Origin of the sequence: Acinetobacter sp. NIPH 1852, from assembly GCF_022549455.1 — a bacterium.
GTDB lineage: Bacteria > Pseudomonadota > Gammaproteobacteria > Pseudomonadales > Moraxellaceae > Acinetobacter.
On sequence record NZ_JAKZGG010000018.1, the window covers coordinates 1 to 16289 of the forward strand.

The following is a 16289-nucleotide window of genomic DNA, read 5'->3' on the forward strand; positions in this document are numbered from 1 at the left end:
AACATGGTGGCTGAAGGCATAGGTTGTGTGGTAACTCCCTAATGGTTTTCAGCCACCTTTTTTTCAAGCTAATTTCTTATCCGCGATTCAGGTTACTTAGTTTTTCCTCCAAAATAAGTAGTTTATTATTTTCTATCTCTTCATTCTTTAATTTAAATTGATCAACCCTCGCCCAATCTGGTTCTACTGTTAAATCTCCTTCTTGCTTAACTGCTTTTTCTAAGCTAACTATTTGTTTAATAAAATTATGAGAAAACTGTTGACCTATTACACTCCATTCTTCTTGCCCTTCATCAAAAAAGGAATCATCTGAAAAATTCATATTAGGCAAACCTATTAAAGCTCCATTTGAATTACTTGCATTCAAAATAAAACCTACTGTTTTATCTCCATGTTTAGTTTGCAAGCAAGGTACAACGGCTCCTTCAACTAATACTTGATATGAGGAATTGTCACCAAGGCTACTCCAATAGGTAGATACTACTTCTGATTTTTTAGGCGCTAATTTTATTTCTCTACCTTTCGAATTTGTAATTTTCAACTTAATAGGCAACATATCATAATTAGTATATGAAGCTACTATTCTAGTAGTTTGCCTATTTTTTCCAGTACCAGAATATTGTTTTTCTCCTGTTGCTATAAATACCTCTTGCAACTTATCTAAGAAAACAACAACTAACTTTCCATGATCCATTGCTGCTTTTATTTCTCTTTTCCAGTGCTCTGTTTTAGATTTAAGAGTAAAGGAATCGTAATCCGAAAGGCTTTTTTTCCCTTGAAAATAATCACCCCCTCTAAATAAGTAATCACTAATATCAGGCTGGATTAAAATTATATCCCAATCTAACAACGAAGTTTCTGAATCAAAATCACAATATTCAGCATCATCTCCATACAAAGAAAAGCCAATTGTTAAAATTTTCTTTTTAGCCATATTCTATATCTTTAAATAAAACCCCATCATCAAGATAGGGTCTTTTTTAAACAATATCAATTACTTTTAACTAAAGTATCAAGCCACTTGACCTTCTAAAAAGTCTTGAGCAAAACGCTGTAATACACCACCCGCTTCATAAACAGAAACTTCTTCTGTATCTAAACGGCACGTCACAGCATTTATATTTTTCTCTATTATTTCAAAAATTATTCGCCATTTGCCACATAATGGGCATACAAAATATCTGCAAAATCATTTTCAGTGACCTCGCCAATTACTAAGTCTCTGACAGCATCAGCTAACAGCTCGTTATCTTGTAGCAGTTCATAATCATTTAAAGACAAATATTCCAAGGCAACAGCTAATCCAGTCCGCTTATTCGCATCAGACAATGCATGAGCATTTGCGATACTTGAGGCATATTTAGCTGCTATTTCAAACACATCGTCTAAACCTTCATAAACAATCGCATTATCAACACGAGCTAAAGCACCTTGCAGCTTTCCAACATCCGCTGCACCTTTCATACCTTTTTCTGTAGCTAAAATAAAGGCATTAATCTCAATCACACGCTCAAATGGAAAACAAATAATATCCATTACATATCAGCAAGACGTTTAAATGTTTTGCTATGTGTACGCAACGCTAGTTTCGTTTCAGATTTGATGATCTGGCGACCAGCATCCCCTGACAAATCTAATTGCTTCGTTGCCTGTACTTTTGGGCGTTCAACCGCAGCAACACCATATTTTTCTACTTTTTTATTCATCAACCAATTCCAATAAAAAAAGCTCTATCCTAAGATAGAGCTTTCCTGTCATTTTTACAATGTTAAAGCATGATCAAGCCACTTGACCTTCTAAAAAGTCTTGTGCAAAACGTTGTAATACACCGCCTGCTTCATACACAGAAACTTCTTCTTCTGTATCTAAACGACAAGTCACAGGCACTTCAACGATTTCTTCACGACCATCAGCCGTCGAGCGTTCAATCACCAAAGTTAAGTCAGAACGTGGCGAGATATTACCAATCACACTATAAAGCTCAGTACCATCTAACTTTAAGGTCTTGCGATTGACGCCCGCTTTAAACTCAAGCGGTAATACACCCATACCGACTAGGTTAGTACGGTGAATACGCTCAAAACCTTCAGCCACGATCGCTTCAACACCTGCGAGACGAACACCTTTCGCTGCCCAATCACGGCTTGAACCTTGACCATAATCCGCACCCGCAACGATGATCAACGGTTGCTTACGATTCATGTAAGTTTCAATCGCTTCCCACATCCGCATCACTTCGCCTTCAGGCTCGACACGCGCTTTTGAACCTTGCTTAATGGTGCCGTCTGAACGAACCACCATTTCATTAAACAATTTCGGGTTGGCAAATGTCGCACGTTGTGTGGTGAGATGGTCGCCACGATGGGTTGCGTATGAGTTAAAGTCTTCCTCAGGCACGCCCATTTTCGCCAAATACTCACCAGAAGCACTGTCGAGTACAATCGCATTTGATGGAGACAAATGATCGGTGGTGATGTTGTCACCCAAGATCGCAAGTGGACGCATATTGGATAAAGTGCGTGGCGCAGCCAATGCCCCTTCCCAATACGGCGGACGGCGAATATAAGTACTCATTGGACGCCAATCATACAATGGGCTTGCTGCTTCTTCATTGACACCCAAATCAAACATTGGAATGTAGATTTTACGGAACTGTTCAGGCTTGACCGACTCTTTCACTAAGGCATCAATTTCAGCATCCGATGGCCAGATATCTTTCAGGTAAATTGGATTACCATCTTTATCTGTGCCTAAAGCGTCTTTTTCGATGTCAAAACGAATCGTTCCTGCAATCGCATAAGCAACAACCAATGGAGGTGATGCCAAGAATGCTTGTTTTGCGTATGGGTGAATACGACCATCAAAGTTACGGTTACCCGAAAGTACCGCAGTCGCATACAAGTCACGATCAATGATTTCTTGTTGAAGCACAGGGTCTAATGCACCTGACATGCCGTTACACGTGGTACATGCATAAGCCACGATACCAAAACCAAGTTTCTCTAGGTCTTTCAGTACGCCCGCTTCTTCAAGATATAGCGCAGCAGCTTTTGAACCCGGTGCAAATGATGATTTCACCCATGGCTTACGTGTTAAACCAAGTTCATTGGCTTTACGTGCCAATAGACCTGCCGCCACGGTATTACGTGGGTTTGAAGTATTGGTACACGAAGTGATTGCGGCAATGATGATTGCACCGTCAGGCATCAAACCATCAGTACGGTTCTCAACCACACCAGCAATGCCTTTGGCTTTCAAATCAGCCGTAGACACGCGCGCATGCGGGTTTGATGGACCAGCGATGTTGCGCGTTACGCTTGAAAGATCAAAACGAAGTACACGTGGATATTGTGCTTGGGTCATATCCGAAGCCCAAAGTCCAATTTCTTTGGCGTATTGCTCAACCAGTTTGACTTGGTCTGCTTCACGACCTGTCAAGGTTAAATAATCAATGGTGTTTTGGTCGATGTAGAACATCGCCGCAGTTGCGCCATACTCAGGGGTCATGTTGGAAATGGTCGCACGGTCACCAATCGACATGGTGTCTGCGCCTTCGCCGAAGAACTCTAAGTACGCACCGACCACACGCTCTTTGCGCAAGAACTCAGTGAGCGCCAATACGATATCGGTTGCAGTGATGCCTGCTTGACGTTGACCGACAAACTCAACCCCAATAATATCAGGCAGACGCATCCACGAAGCACGACCCAACATGACATTTTCAGCTTCTAAACCGCCGACACCAATCGAAATTACGCCAAGCGCATCGGTATGTGGTGTGTGTGAATCTGTACCCACACAGGTATCTGGGAATGCGATTCCATCACGCGCCTGAATCACTGGAGACATTTTCTCCAAGTTGATTTGGTGCATGATGCCGTTACCCGCAGGGATCACGTCGACATTTTTAAATGCTGTCTTCGTCCACTCAATAAAGTGGAAACGGTCTTCGTTACGACGGTCTTCAATGGCACGGTTTTTTTCAAACGCGTCAGGATCAAAACCACCAAACTCAACTGCAAGTGAGTGATCCACAATCAATTGTGTTGGAACCACTGGATTGACTTTCGCTGGATCGCCACCTTGCTCCGCAATGGCATCACGCAAACCTGCGAGATCAACCAAAGCGGTTTGACCTAAGATGTCATGACAAACTACACGTGCAGGATACCAAGGAAAATCCATGTCCTGACGGCGTTCGATTAACTGAGTTAAAGCATCGTTGAGCAATGTTGGGTCGCAACGACGTACCAATTGCTCTGCCAATACTTTCGAGGTATACGGCAAAGTTGCATATGCGCCTGGCTGAATATCTTCAATGGCTTGACGCACGTCATAGTATTCGAGCTGGGTATCGCCATTATAATTTGGCAGCGGTTTACGATATTGTGTGTTATTCATATTAGCCACGCTCCGCCAAAGCTTTGAATTCTAGATTTTCAGGACCTGTATAGTTCGCGCTTGGACGGATAATCTTGCCGTCTTGACGTTGCTCAATCACATGCGCTGACCAACCTGCGGTACGTGCAATCACGAACAATGGCGTAAACATAGCGGTTGGCACACCCATCAAGTGATAGCTCACTGCACTGAACCAATCAAGGTTCGGGAACATGTTCTTCACTTCTTTCATCACCGCTTCTAGACGTTCAGCGATCAAATACATTTTGTTATTTTCTTGCGCTTCAGCAAGATCATAAGCCACTTTCTTGATCACTTCGTTACGTGGATCAGAAATGGTATATACAGGGTGACCAAAACCGATGATCACTTCTTTCTTTTCAACACGACTACGAATGTCTGCTTCTGCTTCGTCGGCATTGTCATAACGCTGTTGAATCACGAACGCAACTTCGTTCGCACCACCATGTTTTGGTCCACGTAGCGCACCAATACCGCCTGTAATCGCTGAGTACATGTCTGACCCTGTACCTGCCACCACACGTGAGGTAAATGTTGATGCATTGAACTCATGCTCTGCGTACAGAATCAATGAGGTATGCATCGCTTCAATCCATTCTTCAGATGGTTTTTCGCCATGAAGTAGATGCAGGAAATGTGCAGCAATTGAGTCATCATCAGTTTCAACTTCGATACGGCGACCATTGTTGCTAAAGTGATACCAATACAACAACATTGAACCTAGGCTCGCCATCAATTTATCAGCAATGTCTTTTGCGCCCGCTTCGTTGTGATCTTCATGTTCAGGCGTTAAACAGCCCAGAACTGAAACGCCAGTACGCATCACGTCCATCGGGTGTGCCGAAGGTGGAAGTTGCTCAAGTGCCGTTTTAAGTGCTGCTGGTAAGCCACGCAGTGCTTTGAGTTTTGCTTTATAGGCTTTCAGTTCAGCTTTGTTTGGCAGTTTGCCATGGACCAGCAAGTGTGCCACTTCTTCAAATTGGCTGCCCACTGCGAGGTCAAGAATGTCATAGCCACGATAGTGTAAGTCATTGCCGCTGCGCCCTACAGTACACAATGCCGTGTTACCAGCAACTTGACCACTGAGTGCAACTGATTTTTTTGGTTTGAAGCCTGTTGGCGTTTCATTACTGCTCATAAGATTGTCCTTTTTTTATATCTTTGGGTTAAAACTTGCCAATTCCCTAATCCCCCTAAATCTCCCTTTTAAAAGGGGGACTTCACATTCATCCTAGACAATCTAAGATTTATGTTATTCCCCTCTTTTTCAAAGATGAGGAACATGGTTCCGCAAGGGGGGAGATTTATTACTTATTACTTATTTCTTTTCAAAAGTTCCATCTAGATATTGTTCAAACGCATGGTAGTTAATACGCTCATACAATTCTTGACGAGTTTGCATGGTGTCCACCACATTCTTTTGTGTACCTTCTTTGCGTAAAGTCTCATACACATTTTCTGCCGCTTTATTCATCGCACGGAATGCAGAAAGTGGATATAAAGCAATACTAACATCAGCAGAAGCCAATTCTTCCGTGGTGAATAATGGTGTAGAACCAAATTCAGTAATGTTCGCCAATACAGGAACTTTGGTCAAATCAGCAAACTGCTTATACATAGCCAATTCAGTAATTGCTTCAGGGAATAACATATCCGCCCCTGCTTCAATATATGCACCTGCACGATCAATCGCTGCTTGTAAGCCTTCAACCGCCAAAGCATCCGTACGTGCCATGATCACAAAACTATCATCAGTACGTGCATCAACCGCTGCTTTAATGCGGTCAACCATTTCTTGTTGTGTCACGATTGCTTTATTTGGGCGGTGACCACAACGTTTAGCACCGACTTGATCTTCGATATGCATTGCTGCTGCACCGAACTTAATCATCGACTTGGTGGTACGTGCGATATTAAATGCAGATGCGCCGAAACCCGTATCCACATCCACCAATAATGGTAAGTCACAAACATCAGTGATACGACGCACATCTGTCAATACGTCATCAAGGTTGCTAATGCCTAAATCAGGTAAGCCCAACGAACCTGCCGCGACACCGCCACCTGATAAATAAATGGCTTTATAACCTGCACGTTTTGCCAATAAAGCATGGTTTGCATTAATTGCACCTACCACTTGTAATGGTTTTTCTTGTGCGACCGCGTCGCGGAATAGCTGACCAGCAGACTGTTTAGCCATGTTGATATTCTCCTTGAGTTTGCAGCAATGTTTGCTCAACAATTTTGTAGGATGCATTGATGTGACGGTGCATCAGCATTTCGGCGAGTTCACCGTCACCTTCAGCAATCGCATCTAAAATGCGGATATGTTCGTCCAAAGCCTTACTTGGTCGATCAGTGGTATTTGAAAACTGGATTCGATACATACGAATGAGGTGATATAGCTCATCACACAACATTTTTTCGAGGGTCTTATTGCCACTACTTTTGATAATGCAGTAATGGAAATCATCCTGCCCTTCTTGTAAATAATAGCCTTTACCTGCTTTAAAATTTTCATCCTCCGCATGCAACCGTAATACATCGCGTAATGCCAAGATTTGTTTTTTATCGATATGTTGCGCAGCGAGTTTGCAAGCCAACCCTTCTAAAGAAGCACGAATCTGATACAGCTCTTGGAACTGTTGCAGCGAGAGAGAAACGACACGTGCGCCAATATGCGCAGTACGCTCCACCAACTTCTGTCCTTCGAGACGATGAATCGCCTCCCGCAAAGGCCCACGGCTAATCCCATAAATACGTGCCAGTTCAGGTTCAGAAATCTTACTTCCCGCAGGAATCTGCCCCAGAACAATCGCCGATTGAATTTGCTTAAATACGTGTTCCGTCAGTGTTCTTCCCTGACTGGTGCTGATGGCTTGTGGAACAAGGGTATCCTGCATATTGTCGACAATCTCTACCGTTTTGATGATTTTATAACGAGATATGACAAAAATTGCAATAGGATTGTCAACAATAAATAGTAGGTCTACTGTCAACCTTATTGCTATATCGTTGCGAGAACTAAAGTAGCAATCAAATCAAACCTCGGACTAAAAACAGATAAAACAAAAGCTTATAAAACAGAGGCAACTGCATCTTGATTTTCTTTTTAACACCCAACGAACTTTGTCCTTGAGATTCTACGACGATGGTATGACAGCTTGATTGTCAACAATCCTGATAATCTGTTGGTCATTGACTAATTTTGTAAGTAAATACTGCACTAGAAATGCAAATAATAGAGTGCTTCATCTGCACTTTATTGGTACATTATTGGGCATTCAAAAACACCTCCATGCCCCTTGTTGAATAAAAGGACATTGTTAATGTTTCAACATATCCCACCTTATGCAGGCGATCCAATTCTTTCATTGATGGAACAGTTCAATGCTGATCCACGCGCTGAAAAGGTGAACCTCAGTATTGGTTTGTACTATAACGAAGACAGCATCGTTCCTCAGCTTGATACCATTATCGAAGCGCAAAAACGCATTGCACCGAAGAATACGCAAACCAAGCTTTATCTTCCAATGGAAGGTTTCAAACCTTACCGTGAAGCGATTCAAGCCTTATTGTTTGGTGCGAATAGCCCAGCAATTCAACAAGGTCGTGTTGCGACGATTCAAACATTGGGTGGATCAGGTGCATTGAAAGTCGGTGCAGACTTTTTAAAAACGTATTTTCCAAATTCAGAAGTTTGGGTCAGCCAACCGACTTGGGATAACCATGTTGCCATCTTCAATGGTGCAGGCATCAAAAGCAATTTCTATCCATACTTCGATGCTGAAACGCGTGGTGTCGATTTTGATGGCATGTTGTCTACGCTAAAAACATTGCCAGAACAAAGCATTGTGTTGTTACATCCTTGCTGTCATAACCCAACAGGTGCGGATTTGAATCCAGCACAATGGGATCAAGTGATTGCGGTATTAAAACAAGGTAATTTGATTCCATTCCTCGACATCGCTTACCAAGGTTTTGGCGATGGTATGGAACAAGATGCCTATGCAATCCGCGCCCTAGATCAATCTGGCTTAAACTTCATCGTCAGCAACTCATTCTCTAAAATCTTCTCGCTGTACGGCGAGCGTGTTGGTGGTTTGACTTTCGTTTGTGATGATGCAGAAGCAGCAAAATGCACATTCGGTCAGTTGAAAGCAACGGTTCGTCGTATCTACTCTAGCCCACCAACAACAGGTGCATGGTTAGTGGATCAAGTGTTAAATGACGCTGCACTGAACCAACAATGGCAAGACGAAGTCAAAGAGATGCGTGAGCGTATCCTTAAAATGCGTATCATCTTAAGAGATGAGCTGACCAAAGCATTGCCAGAACGTGACTTTAGCTACTTGGTGAATCAAAAAGGCATGTTCAGTTACACAGGTTTAACTGCTGAACAAGTGGATATCTTGCGTGAAGAATACGCAATCTACCTCGTTCGTAGTGGTCGTATCTGCGTTGCTGGTTTAAACATGAATAATGTCTATAAAGTTGCGAAAGCGGTTGCTGAAGTTTTAGCGAAATCTGCTTAACTTATAAATTCATCTACACTTCTTTACTTAAGAATGGCTGTTTCAACTGAAGCAGCCATTTTTTATTTTCCGCTGTCTTTGTATACTGCAAGGTATTAATAAACAACAAACAGCGCTTTCAAATATGACACAACTCACTTGCTTTAAAGCCTATGATATTCGTGGCAAACTCGGTACAGAACTCAATGAAGAGATTGCCTATAAGATTGGTCGCGCTTATGGACAAATCTATCAACCGAACAGCATTGTGATCGGTTGTGATATCCGTTTAAGCAGTGAAGGCTTAAAACAAGCCACCATTCGTGGACTCAATGATGCAGGTGTGAATGTCCTTGATTTAGGAATGACAGGGACGGAAGAAGTCTATTTCGGCGCATTCCACCTCGATGTTGAGGGCGGTATTGAAATCACTGCCAGCCATAATCCAATGGATTACAACGGCATGAAATTGGTCCGTGAAAATGCCCGTCCAATCAGTGCGGATACTGGCTTAAAAGAGATTCAAGCATTGGCTGAATCAGGTCAGTTCGTTGAAGTCGCACAAAAAGGAACGACAGAAAACTATAATATTCTGCCTGAGTTCATCGAGCACCTACTGACCTATATTGACCCACAAAAAATTAAACCGCTTAAATTGGTGGTAAATGCTGGTAACGGTGCAGCTGGTCATGTGATTGATGCGATCGAACAGAAGTTCCAACAGCTCAATATTCCAGTGGAATTTATTAAGATTCATCACGAAGCGGATGGAACATTCCCAAATGGTATTCCTAATCCGATCCTGATCGAGAATCGTGACAGCACTCGTGATGCAGTACTTAAACATCAAGCCGATATGGGGATTGCATGGGATGGTGACTTTGACCGTTGCTTCCTATTTGATGAAAAAGGTCAGTTCATAGAAGGCTATTATATTGTTGGCTTATTGGCTCAAGCGTTCCTGATCAAACAATCAGGTGAGAAGATCGTGCATGATCCACGTCTTGTTTGGAACACCTTCGATATTGTAGATAAATATCAAGGGATTGCGGTACAGTCAAAATCTGGTCATGCCTTTATTAAAGATGTGATGCGTGAACACAATGCCGTTTACGGTGGCGAAATGAGTGCACATCATTATTTCCGTGATTTTGCTTATTGCGATAGCGGGATGATCCCTTGGCTACTCACCATTGCCCTACTCTCTGAGACAGATCAATCACTTTCGACTCTCGTTGAAAATATGATTGAAAAATTTCCATGTAGCGGTGAAATCAACTTTAAAGTGGCTGATACTCAAACAACGGTACAAAAGATCTTTGATCATTATGCGGATCAAAACCCACAGATCGACCGTACTGATGGGGTAAGTCTCGATTTTGGTGCTTGGCGTTTAAATGTACGCGCCTCAAATACAGAGCCATTGTTGCGCTTAAATATTGAAAGCCGTGCCGACAAAAATCCTCAACCGATGCAGGTTTATGTCGATGAGTTGACGCGTTTAATTTCAGCTTAGCAAATAAAAGAAGGAAATCTTTTTAGAGCAAAAGATTTCCTTCTATAACACCATTGTATTTTAAGTTTCTGTCTTGCCTAATAATACTCTCAATAGACCTTGTGTCGATGCATCAAACACTGATAAATCATCTTGTTCGCGGTTTAAAATTGGCAAAAGCTGATTAGCGATTTCTTTGCCTTTTTCTACGCCCCATTGATCAAATGGATTGATATTCCATAGTACAGATTGCACAAAAACTTTATGTTCATAAAGCGCAATCAACATACCTAAACTATAAGGATTCAACTCTTTTAATAAAATGGTCGAACTTGGCTGATTGCCTTCGTATTGTTTATATGCGGGTAAATCTCTGAGTTCATCTGCTGCGAGTGCCTGATTACCAAATGCCAATAAACGAGATTGGGCTAAACAATTTGATAATGCGAGATGATGCTGTTCAACCAATGCATCGGCACTTTCGACATAGGTAAATTGATTGGCATTATACCGTTTAACAGGGGCAATAAAATCACAGCTGACCGAATGTGTGCCTTGATGTAACAACTGATAAAATGCATGCTGAGCGTTTGGACCCACTTCCCCCCATACAATTGGACAGGTTGCCATCTCCACCTTTTCGCCATTACGTTGAGTTGACTTACCATTGGACTCCATTTCTAATTGTTGTAGATAGGAGGCAAAATACTTAAGTCGACCATCATAAGGCAAGACCGCATGGGTCTGAATATCAAGGAAATTATTGTTCCACACGCCCAACAAGCCCATTAATACTGGAATATTTTGAGCAAATGGCGCAGTTTGGAAATGTTGGTCAATCGCATAAGCACCAGCTAAAAGCTGCTTAAACCCATCCACACCAATCATTAATGCGATCGGTAAACCAATACATGACCACAGTGAATAACGACCGCCCACCCAATCCCACAATAACAATTGCTTATCAGGAGCGATTCCCCATTCCGTCATTTTTTCTGCTTTGGTTGAAACCCCAATAAAATGATTGGTCAGAATTTTGGCATCTGTACCCAAGGATTTTTCTAACCACTGACGTACCGTTTCGGCATTCGAAAGCGTATCAATCGTACCAAAAGATTTTGACGAAATAATAAATAAAGTCGTTTCAGGACGTAGCTGATGGAGTAATGCCGAAAGCTGACTACCATCCATGGTTGAAACAAAATGAACATCCAAGGGTTTTGCTGTCTTGACCTTAAAATCTGACAGTGCATGCGTCACCATCAATGGCCCCAGATCAGATCCACCCACCCCAATATTCACCACATCCTGAATCACTTCACCTGTTGCACCACGATATTGTCCAGTATGGATCTTTTCCACCAAGGCATACATGTGCTCGAGTTGTGATTGAACATGCTGATTAATATTAGAAAAATCTGGACTGGTTTTTGGTAACCTTAAGGCCCAATGCATCGCAGCACGATGCTCTGTGAAGTTAATCTGCGCTGATGAAAATAGTTTTTTGATCCATTGCGTTAAATCTTGGCTGTGCGCTAAATCCACTAATCCATCTAGAATAGGCTGATCAATCCGGTGTTTACTAAAATCTAAAACAATTTGATCGTATTCCACTGAAAACTTGTTAAAACGTGATGCATCCGCAGCAAATAATTGATTCAGGTGCATTTCTTTAAATTGTGCTTTCAAACTAGATAAGTGTTCCAATACAGTACGCTGATCTTTGACTGGAAATGGATGCATAGGATTCATCATAATTAACGCCCCACGCCCATGTATGCAAAACCTTGTGCTTTCACATACTGTGGGTCATATATATTACGCCCATCTAACACCAACGGATGTGTCATACACTGTGCCAATCGCTTAAAGTCAGGACTCCAATATTGTTTCCATGCCGTCAAAACACATAAACCATGAACATTTTGAACAGCCGCATATTGATCATCACATAAGATCAGATCATCACGCTGACCATACATCGTACTAATTTCTTCTAAGGCTTGTGGATCATGTAACTGAACAGTTACCCCCTGCGCCCAGAGTGCAGCCAACATTTGATGAATCGGGGACTGTTGAATACTCGAGGTATTCTCTTTAAAAGAAGCTCCCCAAATGGCAACTGTTTTGCCTTGTAAATCACCGTGGTAATAATTCCAAAACTTACGGAATAAGATTTCTTTCTGCTGCTCGTTGATCTCCCAAACTTGAGCAAGCAATTGGCTTTTGACCCCTGTATTGGCCACAGTATTTGAAAGCGTCAAAATATCATGTGAAAAGTTCTCACCACCAAAACCAGCACCAGGCGCTAAATAAGCCGTACCAATCCGATTATCCGCAGCCATGCCCTGACGTACCGAAGCAATATCAATACCCAACTTTTCTGCAACAACCGCAAGATCATTGATATAACTAATCCGTGTCGCCAACATGCCAGAAATACTCAGCTTAGTAAATTCCGCATCTAAAACTGGCATAAATAAATAATGCTGTGCCAATGGGAAAAAAGGCCGTAATAGTTCTTTCACTTTTGCTTGCACATCAACTTGCATACACCCAACGATCAACTGCTTCGCTTGCGTTAAGCTCTGTAAAGCATTACCTTCCTGCATGGTATCAGGTAAATAGACCCAGTCATCATCTGACAATATCTGTTGGAATTTTTCAGTGCCATGCAAACCAAATGTTGAAGCATTGATCATCAATTTTGGATGGATGATTGGACGTTGTCTTAACGATTGCAAAAGTTGAAAAACTTGTGCTTCTTGGGTCTGATTAAAGCTAAACAAATAGACATCAATATCTAGGGGGATACTGTCCAAATCACGATAGTTGAGAAAACCACTGCTCTGTTGTTTTTCCAACAATCGACTGACATTTTCATCATGAAATGAATATTGCAGATCATCTGTTACAGCATTGGGATGTGAACACCAATACACACTGTGCCCTGATTCTGACAATAAAGCGGACATCACCCCTGCATATAAGGTATTGCCAAAGATTGCAACTTTCATAACCATTCGCCCTAAAAACTATAGGGCTAATTCTTGAATTAAGCCCTTAAAATCAGCACCCAACTTTGGATGTTCAATACCGTAGTGCAATACCGCTTTGAGATATCCGATCTTGCTTCCGCAGTCAAAAGTTTGACCTTTCATACGATAAGCTTCGACTATCTGTGACTGCTGTAATGCCGCAATCGCATCAGTCAATTGAATTTCATTTCCAGCCCCACGTGGTGTTGTTTCTAACAATGCCATAATTTGCGCTGGCAAAATATAACGCCCCACCACCGACAAATTTGAAGGTGCTGTTCCAACCTCTGGCTTTTCAACAATCCCTTGCATGACGATACTTTCGCCTTCACTCGGTGAAACCGTCACATCCACAATACCATATTGATCAACCAAATGATCAGGTACAGCCTCAACCATAATCTGGGACGCTTGGGATTGTTGAAACCGCTGAATCATCAAAGACAGATCATTCTCTGTATGCTGATTATTTTTAACTAAAACATCGGGTAATAACACAGCAAAAGCTTCATCACCCACAATATCTTTGGCACACAATACTGCATGACCTAATCCTAAAGGTTGGGGCTGGCGTACGCTGACCACACTGACATGCTTAGGTAAAATATCAGTAATTTCTTTGAGTAAATCAAATTTCTTTTTTTGTTCTAGCGTGGTTTCAAGCTCAAAATTACGATCAAAATAATTCTCAATCGAAGCCTTGGAGGAGTGCGTGACTAAAATAATCTGTTCAATACCTGCCTCGACCGCTTCCCGAACCACATATTCAATTGCTGGACGATCGACCACCGTGACCATTTCCTTTGGAATTGACTTACTCGCTGGTAAAAACCGTGTACCTAAACCTGCAACAGGTAAAATGGCTTTTTTAATCATATTCTCTCTCAATTTAGTTAACTCGAACGTCACCGCTACGTTTATACCCATCAACATAATGTTCAAGCTGCGTTAAAGCCCAATCCACATCATGGTCAACTGCGGTCATTTGATTAATTTTAGCAAAGATCGCTTGTACTTCTTGTAAAGGATAATGCTTTTCAAATGACCGTAAAATCCGAGTATGTTGCGTATATTCAGTATTATCCTGATCAATCAAAAGTTCTTCATATAGCTTTTCACCTGGGCGTAAACCACTATAAGCAATTTCAATGTCCCCTGTGCTTGAACCAGTCTCACGAACTTTTAGACCACTCAATTTGATCATTTGACGTGCCAAATCTTGAATTCGAACAGGTTCACCCATATCCAACAAGAACACATCTCCACCTGACCCTAAGGCTCCCGCTTGAATCACAAGCTGCGATGCTTCAGGAATAGTCATAAAATAACGCGTCACGTCTGGATGAGTCACGGTAATCGGACCACCGACTGCGATTTGCTGTTTAAACAAGGGAACCACTGAACCTGAAGAACCTAGGACATTACCAAAACGGACAATACTAATTTGAGTGTTGGGTTTTGTTTCAGCAACTGCTTGACAGTATAACTCTGCCATACGCTTAGATGCACCCATGACATTGGTTGGTCGGACTGCTTTATCAGTTGAAATCAAAACAAATGTTTCAACGCCTTTTTCTACGGCTGCATTTAAACTATTTGCAGTACCAATCGCATTATTTTTTAAACCTGCAATTGGATTGCATTCAACCAAAGGCACATGTTTATAAGCGGCAGCGTGATAGACCGTTTGCACTTGATATTGTTCAATAATTCGTTCTAATTTTTGTTGATCTTGTACTGTACCCAAAATCGATACAATCTCACAGTTTGCAGTTAAACGTAATTCTTTATCAATACTGTATAAAGCAAATTCGGTTAACTCATATAAAACCAATAATTTCGGTTGATTCTTAATAATTTGACGGCATAACTCCGAACCAATCGAACCACCTGCACCCGTGACCATCACCACTTTATTTTGAATATTTTTAACCAAAAGATGGGCAATAGGCGGAATAGGATCACGCCCGAGTAAATCAATAATATCGACTTCTTGAATATCAGAAACTCGGATTTCTCCATCGACTAACTGAGTCAAGCCTGGTAATTCAGTAATCTTTAAACCAGAAGATTCAAACTGTTGAATAATTTCAGTTTTTCGTACTCGCCCAACAGAAGGTAGTGCAAGTAAAATTTCATCAATATGTTCTTTTTCAAAACGCTGTAAGGCTTTTTCAACAGAATAAACATTTAAACCGCCAACGATTTGGCCTTGTAACGAAGCATAATCATCAATAAAAAAGATCGGAAGATGGTCATCTGAACGATGTAATGCCGCTGCAATTTGCTGTCCTGCATCACCTGCACCATAAATCGCGATCCGTTTGCGTCCCAACTCTGAATAAAATGAAACTTTGACCACGAAACGAATAAACGCTCGACTCGTCCAAACCCACGTAAACATCATAAAACCAAACATAAACGGAATAGACATCGGAATATGTGCTTTGGTGATATATGTCAATGCATATAAGCCCAACATAGTCAAAAAAACAGCCAATGCGAGTTTGACGATAAAAACTTCATTAAAGGTTCGGACAATAAAACGATAGACACCTGTAACAGCAAGACAACTAATCGCAATCAAACTAACGAGCAAAGATCCATGATCAATGCCTGAAACAACATCTGCGTTCAAATCAAATAAACGAATGACATAACACAGCCACAAAATGACAGGAAAAGCTAAGATATCCAAAATAACAAGGAAAAATTGTTTATACAGCCTAGGCGCTGAGGCAAATTGATGAATAATCTTTTTCACAGTGATCTTCTAATCATCCCACATTCAGTTTGATCTTTATACGCACTTCTAATGTA

The 16289-nt window shown here is 41.6% G+C and carries 13 protein-coding genes; 2 read left to right on the plus strand and 11 right to left on the minus strand.

The genetic code is table 11. From position 1 onward, the window contains the following. Nucleotides 1-76 precede the first annotated feature (76 nt). From MMO38_RS13210 to MMO38_RS13240, 7 genes are all read right to left on the minus strand, one after another. On the minus strand, nucleotides 77-934 hold the full coding sequence (locus MMO38_RS13210; RefSeq protein WP_241323829.1) for a hypothetical protein: 858 nt from the start codon (nucleotides 932-934) through the stop codon (nucleotides 77-79). A 209-nt stretch (nucleotides 935-1143) separates the two neighbouring features. After that, a complete protein-coding gene (locus MMO38_RS13215) occupies nucleotides 1144-1536 on the minus strand; it encodes a type II toxin-antitoxin system death-on-curing family toxin (protein WP_241323830.1) in 393 nt (130 codons plus the stop codon). Continuing rightward, a complete protein-coding gene (locus MMO38_RS13220) occupies nucleotides 1536-1706 on the minus strand; it encodes an acetyltransferase (protein ID WP_241323831.1) in 171 nt (56 codons plus the stop codon). Before MMO38_RS13220 ends, MMO38_RS13215 begins: the two co-directional genes overlap by 1 nt. Nucleotides 1707-1779: 73 nt before the next feature. Continuing rightward, entirely contained in the window at nucleotides 1780-4401 is a 2622-nt protein-coding gene (gene acnD, locus MMO38_RS13225; RefSeq protein WP_241323832.1) for a Fe/S-dependent 2-methylisocitrate dehydratase AcnD, read from the minus strand. Nucleotide 4402: 1 nt separating this feature from the next. Continuing rightward, nucleotides 4403-5560, minus strand: coding sequence for a 2-methylcitrate synthase (gene prpC / locus MMO38_RS13230; RefSeq protein WP_241323833.1), 1158 nt, complete (start codon nucleotides 5558-5560; stop codon nucleotides 4403-4405). Nucleotides 5561-5740: 180 nt separating this feature from the next. Continuing rightward, nucleotides 5741-6622 (minus strand): methylisocitrate lyase, encoded by an 882-nt coding sequence (gene prpB, locus MMO38_RS13235; RefSeq protein WP_004667983.1) that lies wholly within the window; start codon nucleotides 6620-6622, stop codon nucleotides 5741-5743. Beyond that, a complete protein-coding gene (locus MMO38_RS13240) occupies nucleotides 6615-7325 on the minus strand; it encodes a GntR family transcriptional regulator (RefSeq protein ID WP_241323834.1) in 711 nt (236 codons plus the stop codon). The genes prpB and MMO38_RS13240 overlap by 8 nt, the downstream gene beginning before the upstream one ends. Before the next feature lie 426 nt (nucleotides 7326-7751). On the opposite strand from MMO38_RS13240, the gene MMO38_RS13245 reads away from it, so the two are divergent. Together MMO38_RS13245 and MMO38_RS13250 are read left to right on the plus strand one after the other, a co-directional pair. Further along, nucleotides 7752-8957, plus strand: coding sequence for an amino acid aminotransferase (locus tag MMO38_RS13245; RefSeq protein WP_241323835.1), 1206 nt, complete (start codon nucleotides 7752-7754; stop codon nucleotides 8955-8957). Between the two features lie 124 nt (nucleotides 8958-9081). Then, on the plus strand, nucleotides 9082-10452 hold the full coding sequence (locus MMO38_RS13250) for a phosphomannomutase CpsG (RefSeq protein ID WP_241323836.1): 1371 nt from the start codon (nucleotides 9082-9084) through the stop codon (nucleotides 10450-10452). 60 nt (nucleotides 10453-10512) lie between these two features. On the opposite strand, the gene pgi is transcribed toward MMO38_RS13250, so the two are convergent. From pgi to MMO38_RS13270, 4 genes are read right to left on the minus strand one after another with little or no spacing between them, the layout of a single operon-like run. Beyond that, nucleotides 10513-12189 (minus strand): glucose-6-phosphate isomerase, encoded by a 1677-nt coding sequence (gene pgi / locus MMO38_RS13255; protein ID WP_241323879.1) that lies wholly within the window; start codon nucleotides 12187-12189, stop codon nucleotides 10513-10515. Further along, the gene (locus MMO38_RS13260) at nucleotides 12189-13448 is read right to left on the minus strand and encodes a nucleotide sugar dehydrogenase (protein ID WP_241323837.1); all 1260 of its coding nucleotides are present in this window, start codon (nucleotides 13446-13448) and stop codon (nucleotides 12189-12191) included. The genes pgi and MMO38_RS13260 overlap by 1 nt, the downstream gene beginning before the upstream one ends. 18 nt (nucleotides 13449-13466) lie before the next feature. Then, nucleotides 13467-14345, minus strand: coding sequence for a UTP--glucose-1-phosphate uridylyltransferase GalU (gene galU, locus MMO38_RS13265; protein WP_241323838.1), 879 nt, complete (start codon nucleotides 14343-14345; stop codon nucleotides 13467-13469). Between the two features lie 13 nt (nucleotides 14346-14358). Then, on the minus strand, nucleotides 14359-16233 hold the full coding sequence (locus MMO38_RS13270; protein WP_241323839.1) for a nucleoside-diphosphate sugar epimerase/dehydratase: 1875 nt from the start codon (nucleotides 16231-16233) through the stop codon (nucleotides 14359-14361). Nucleotides 16234-16289 lie beyond the last annotated feature (56 nt).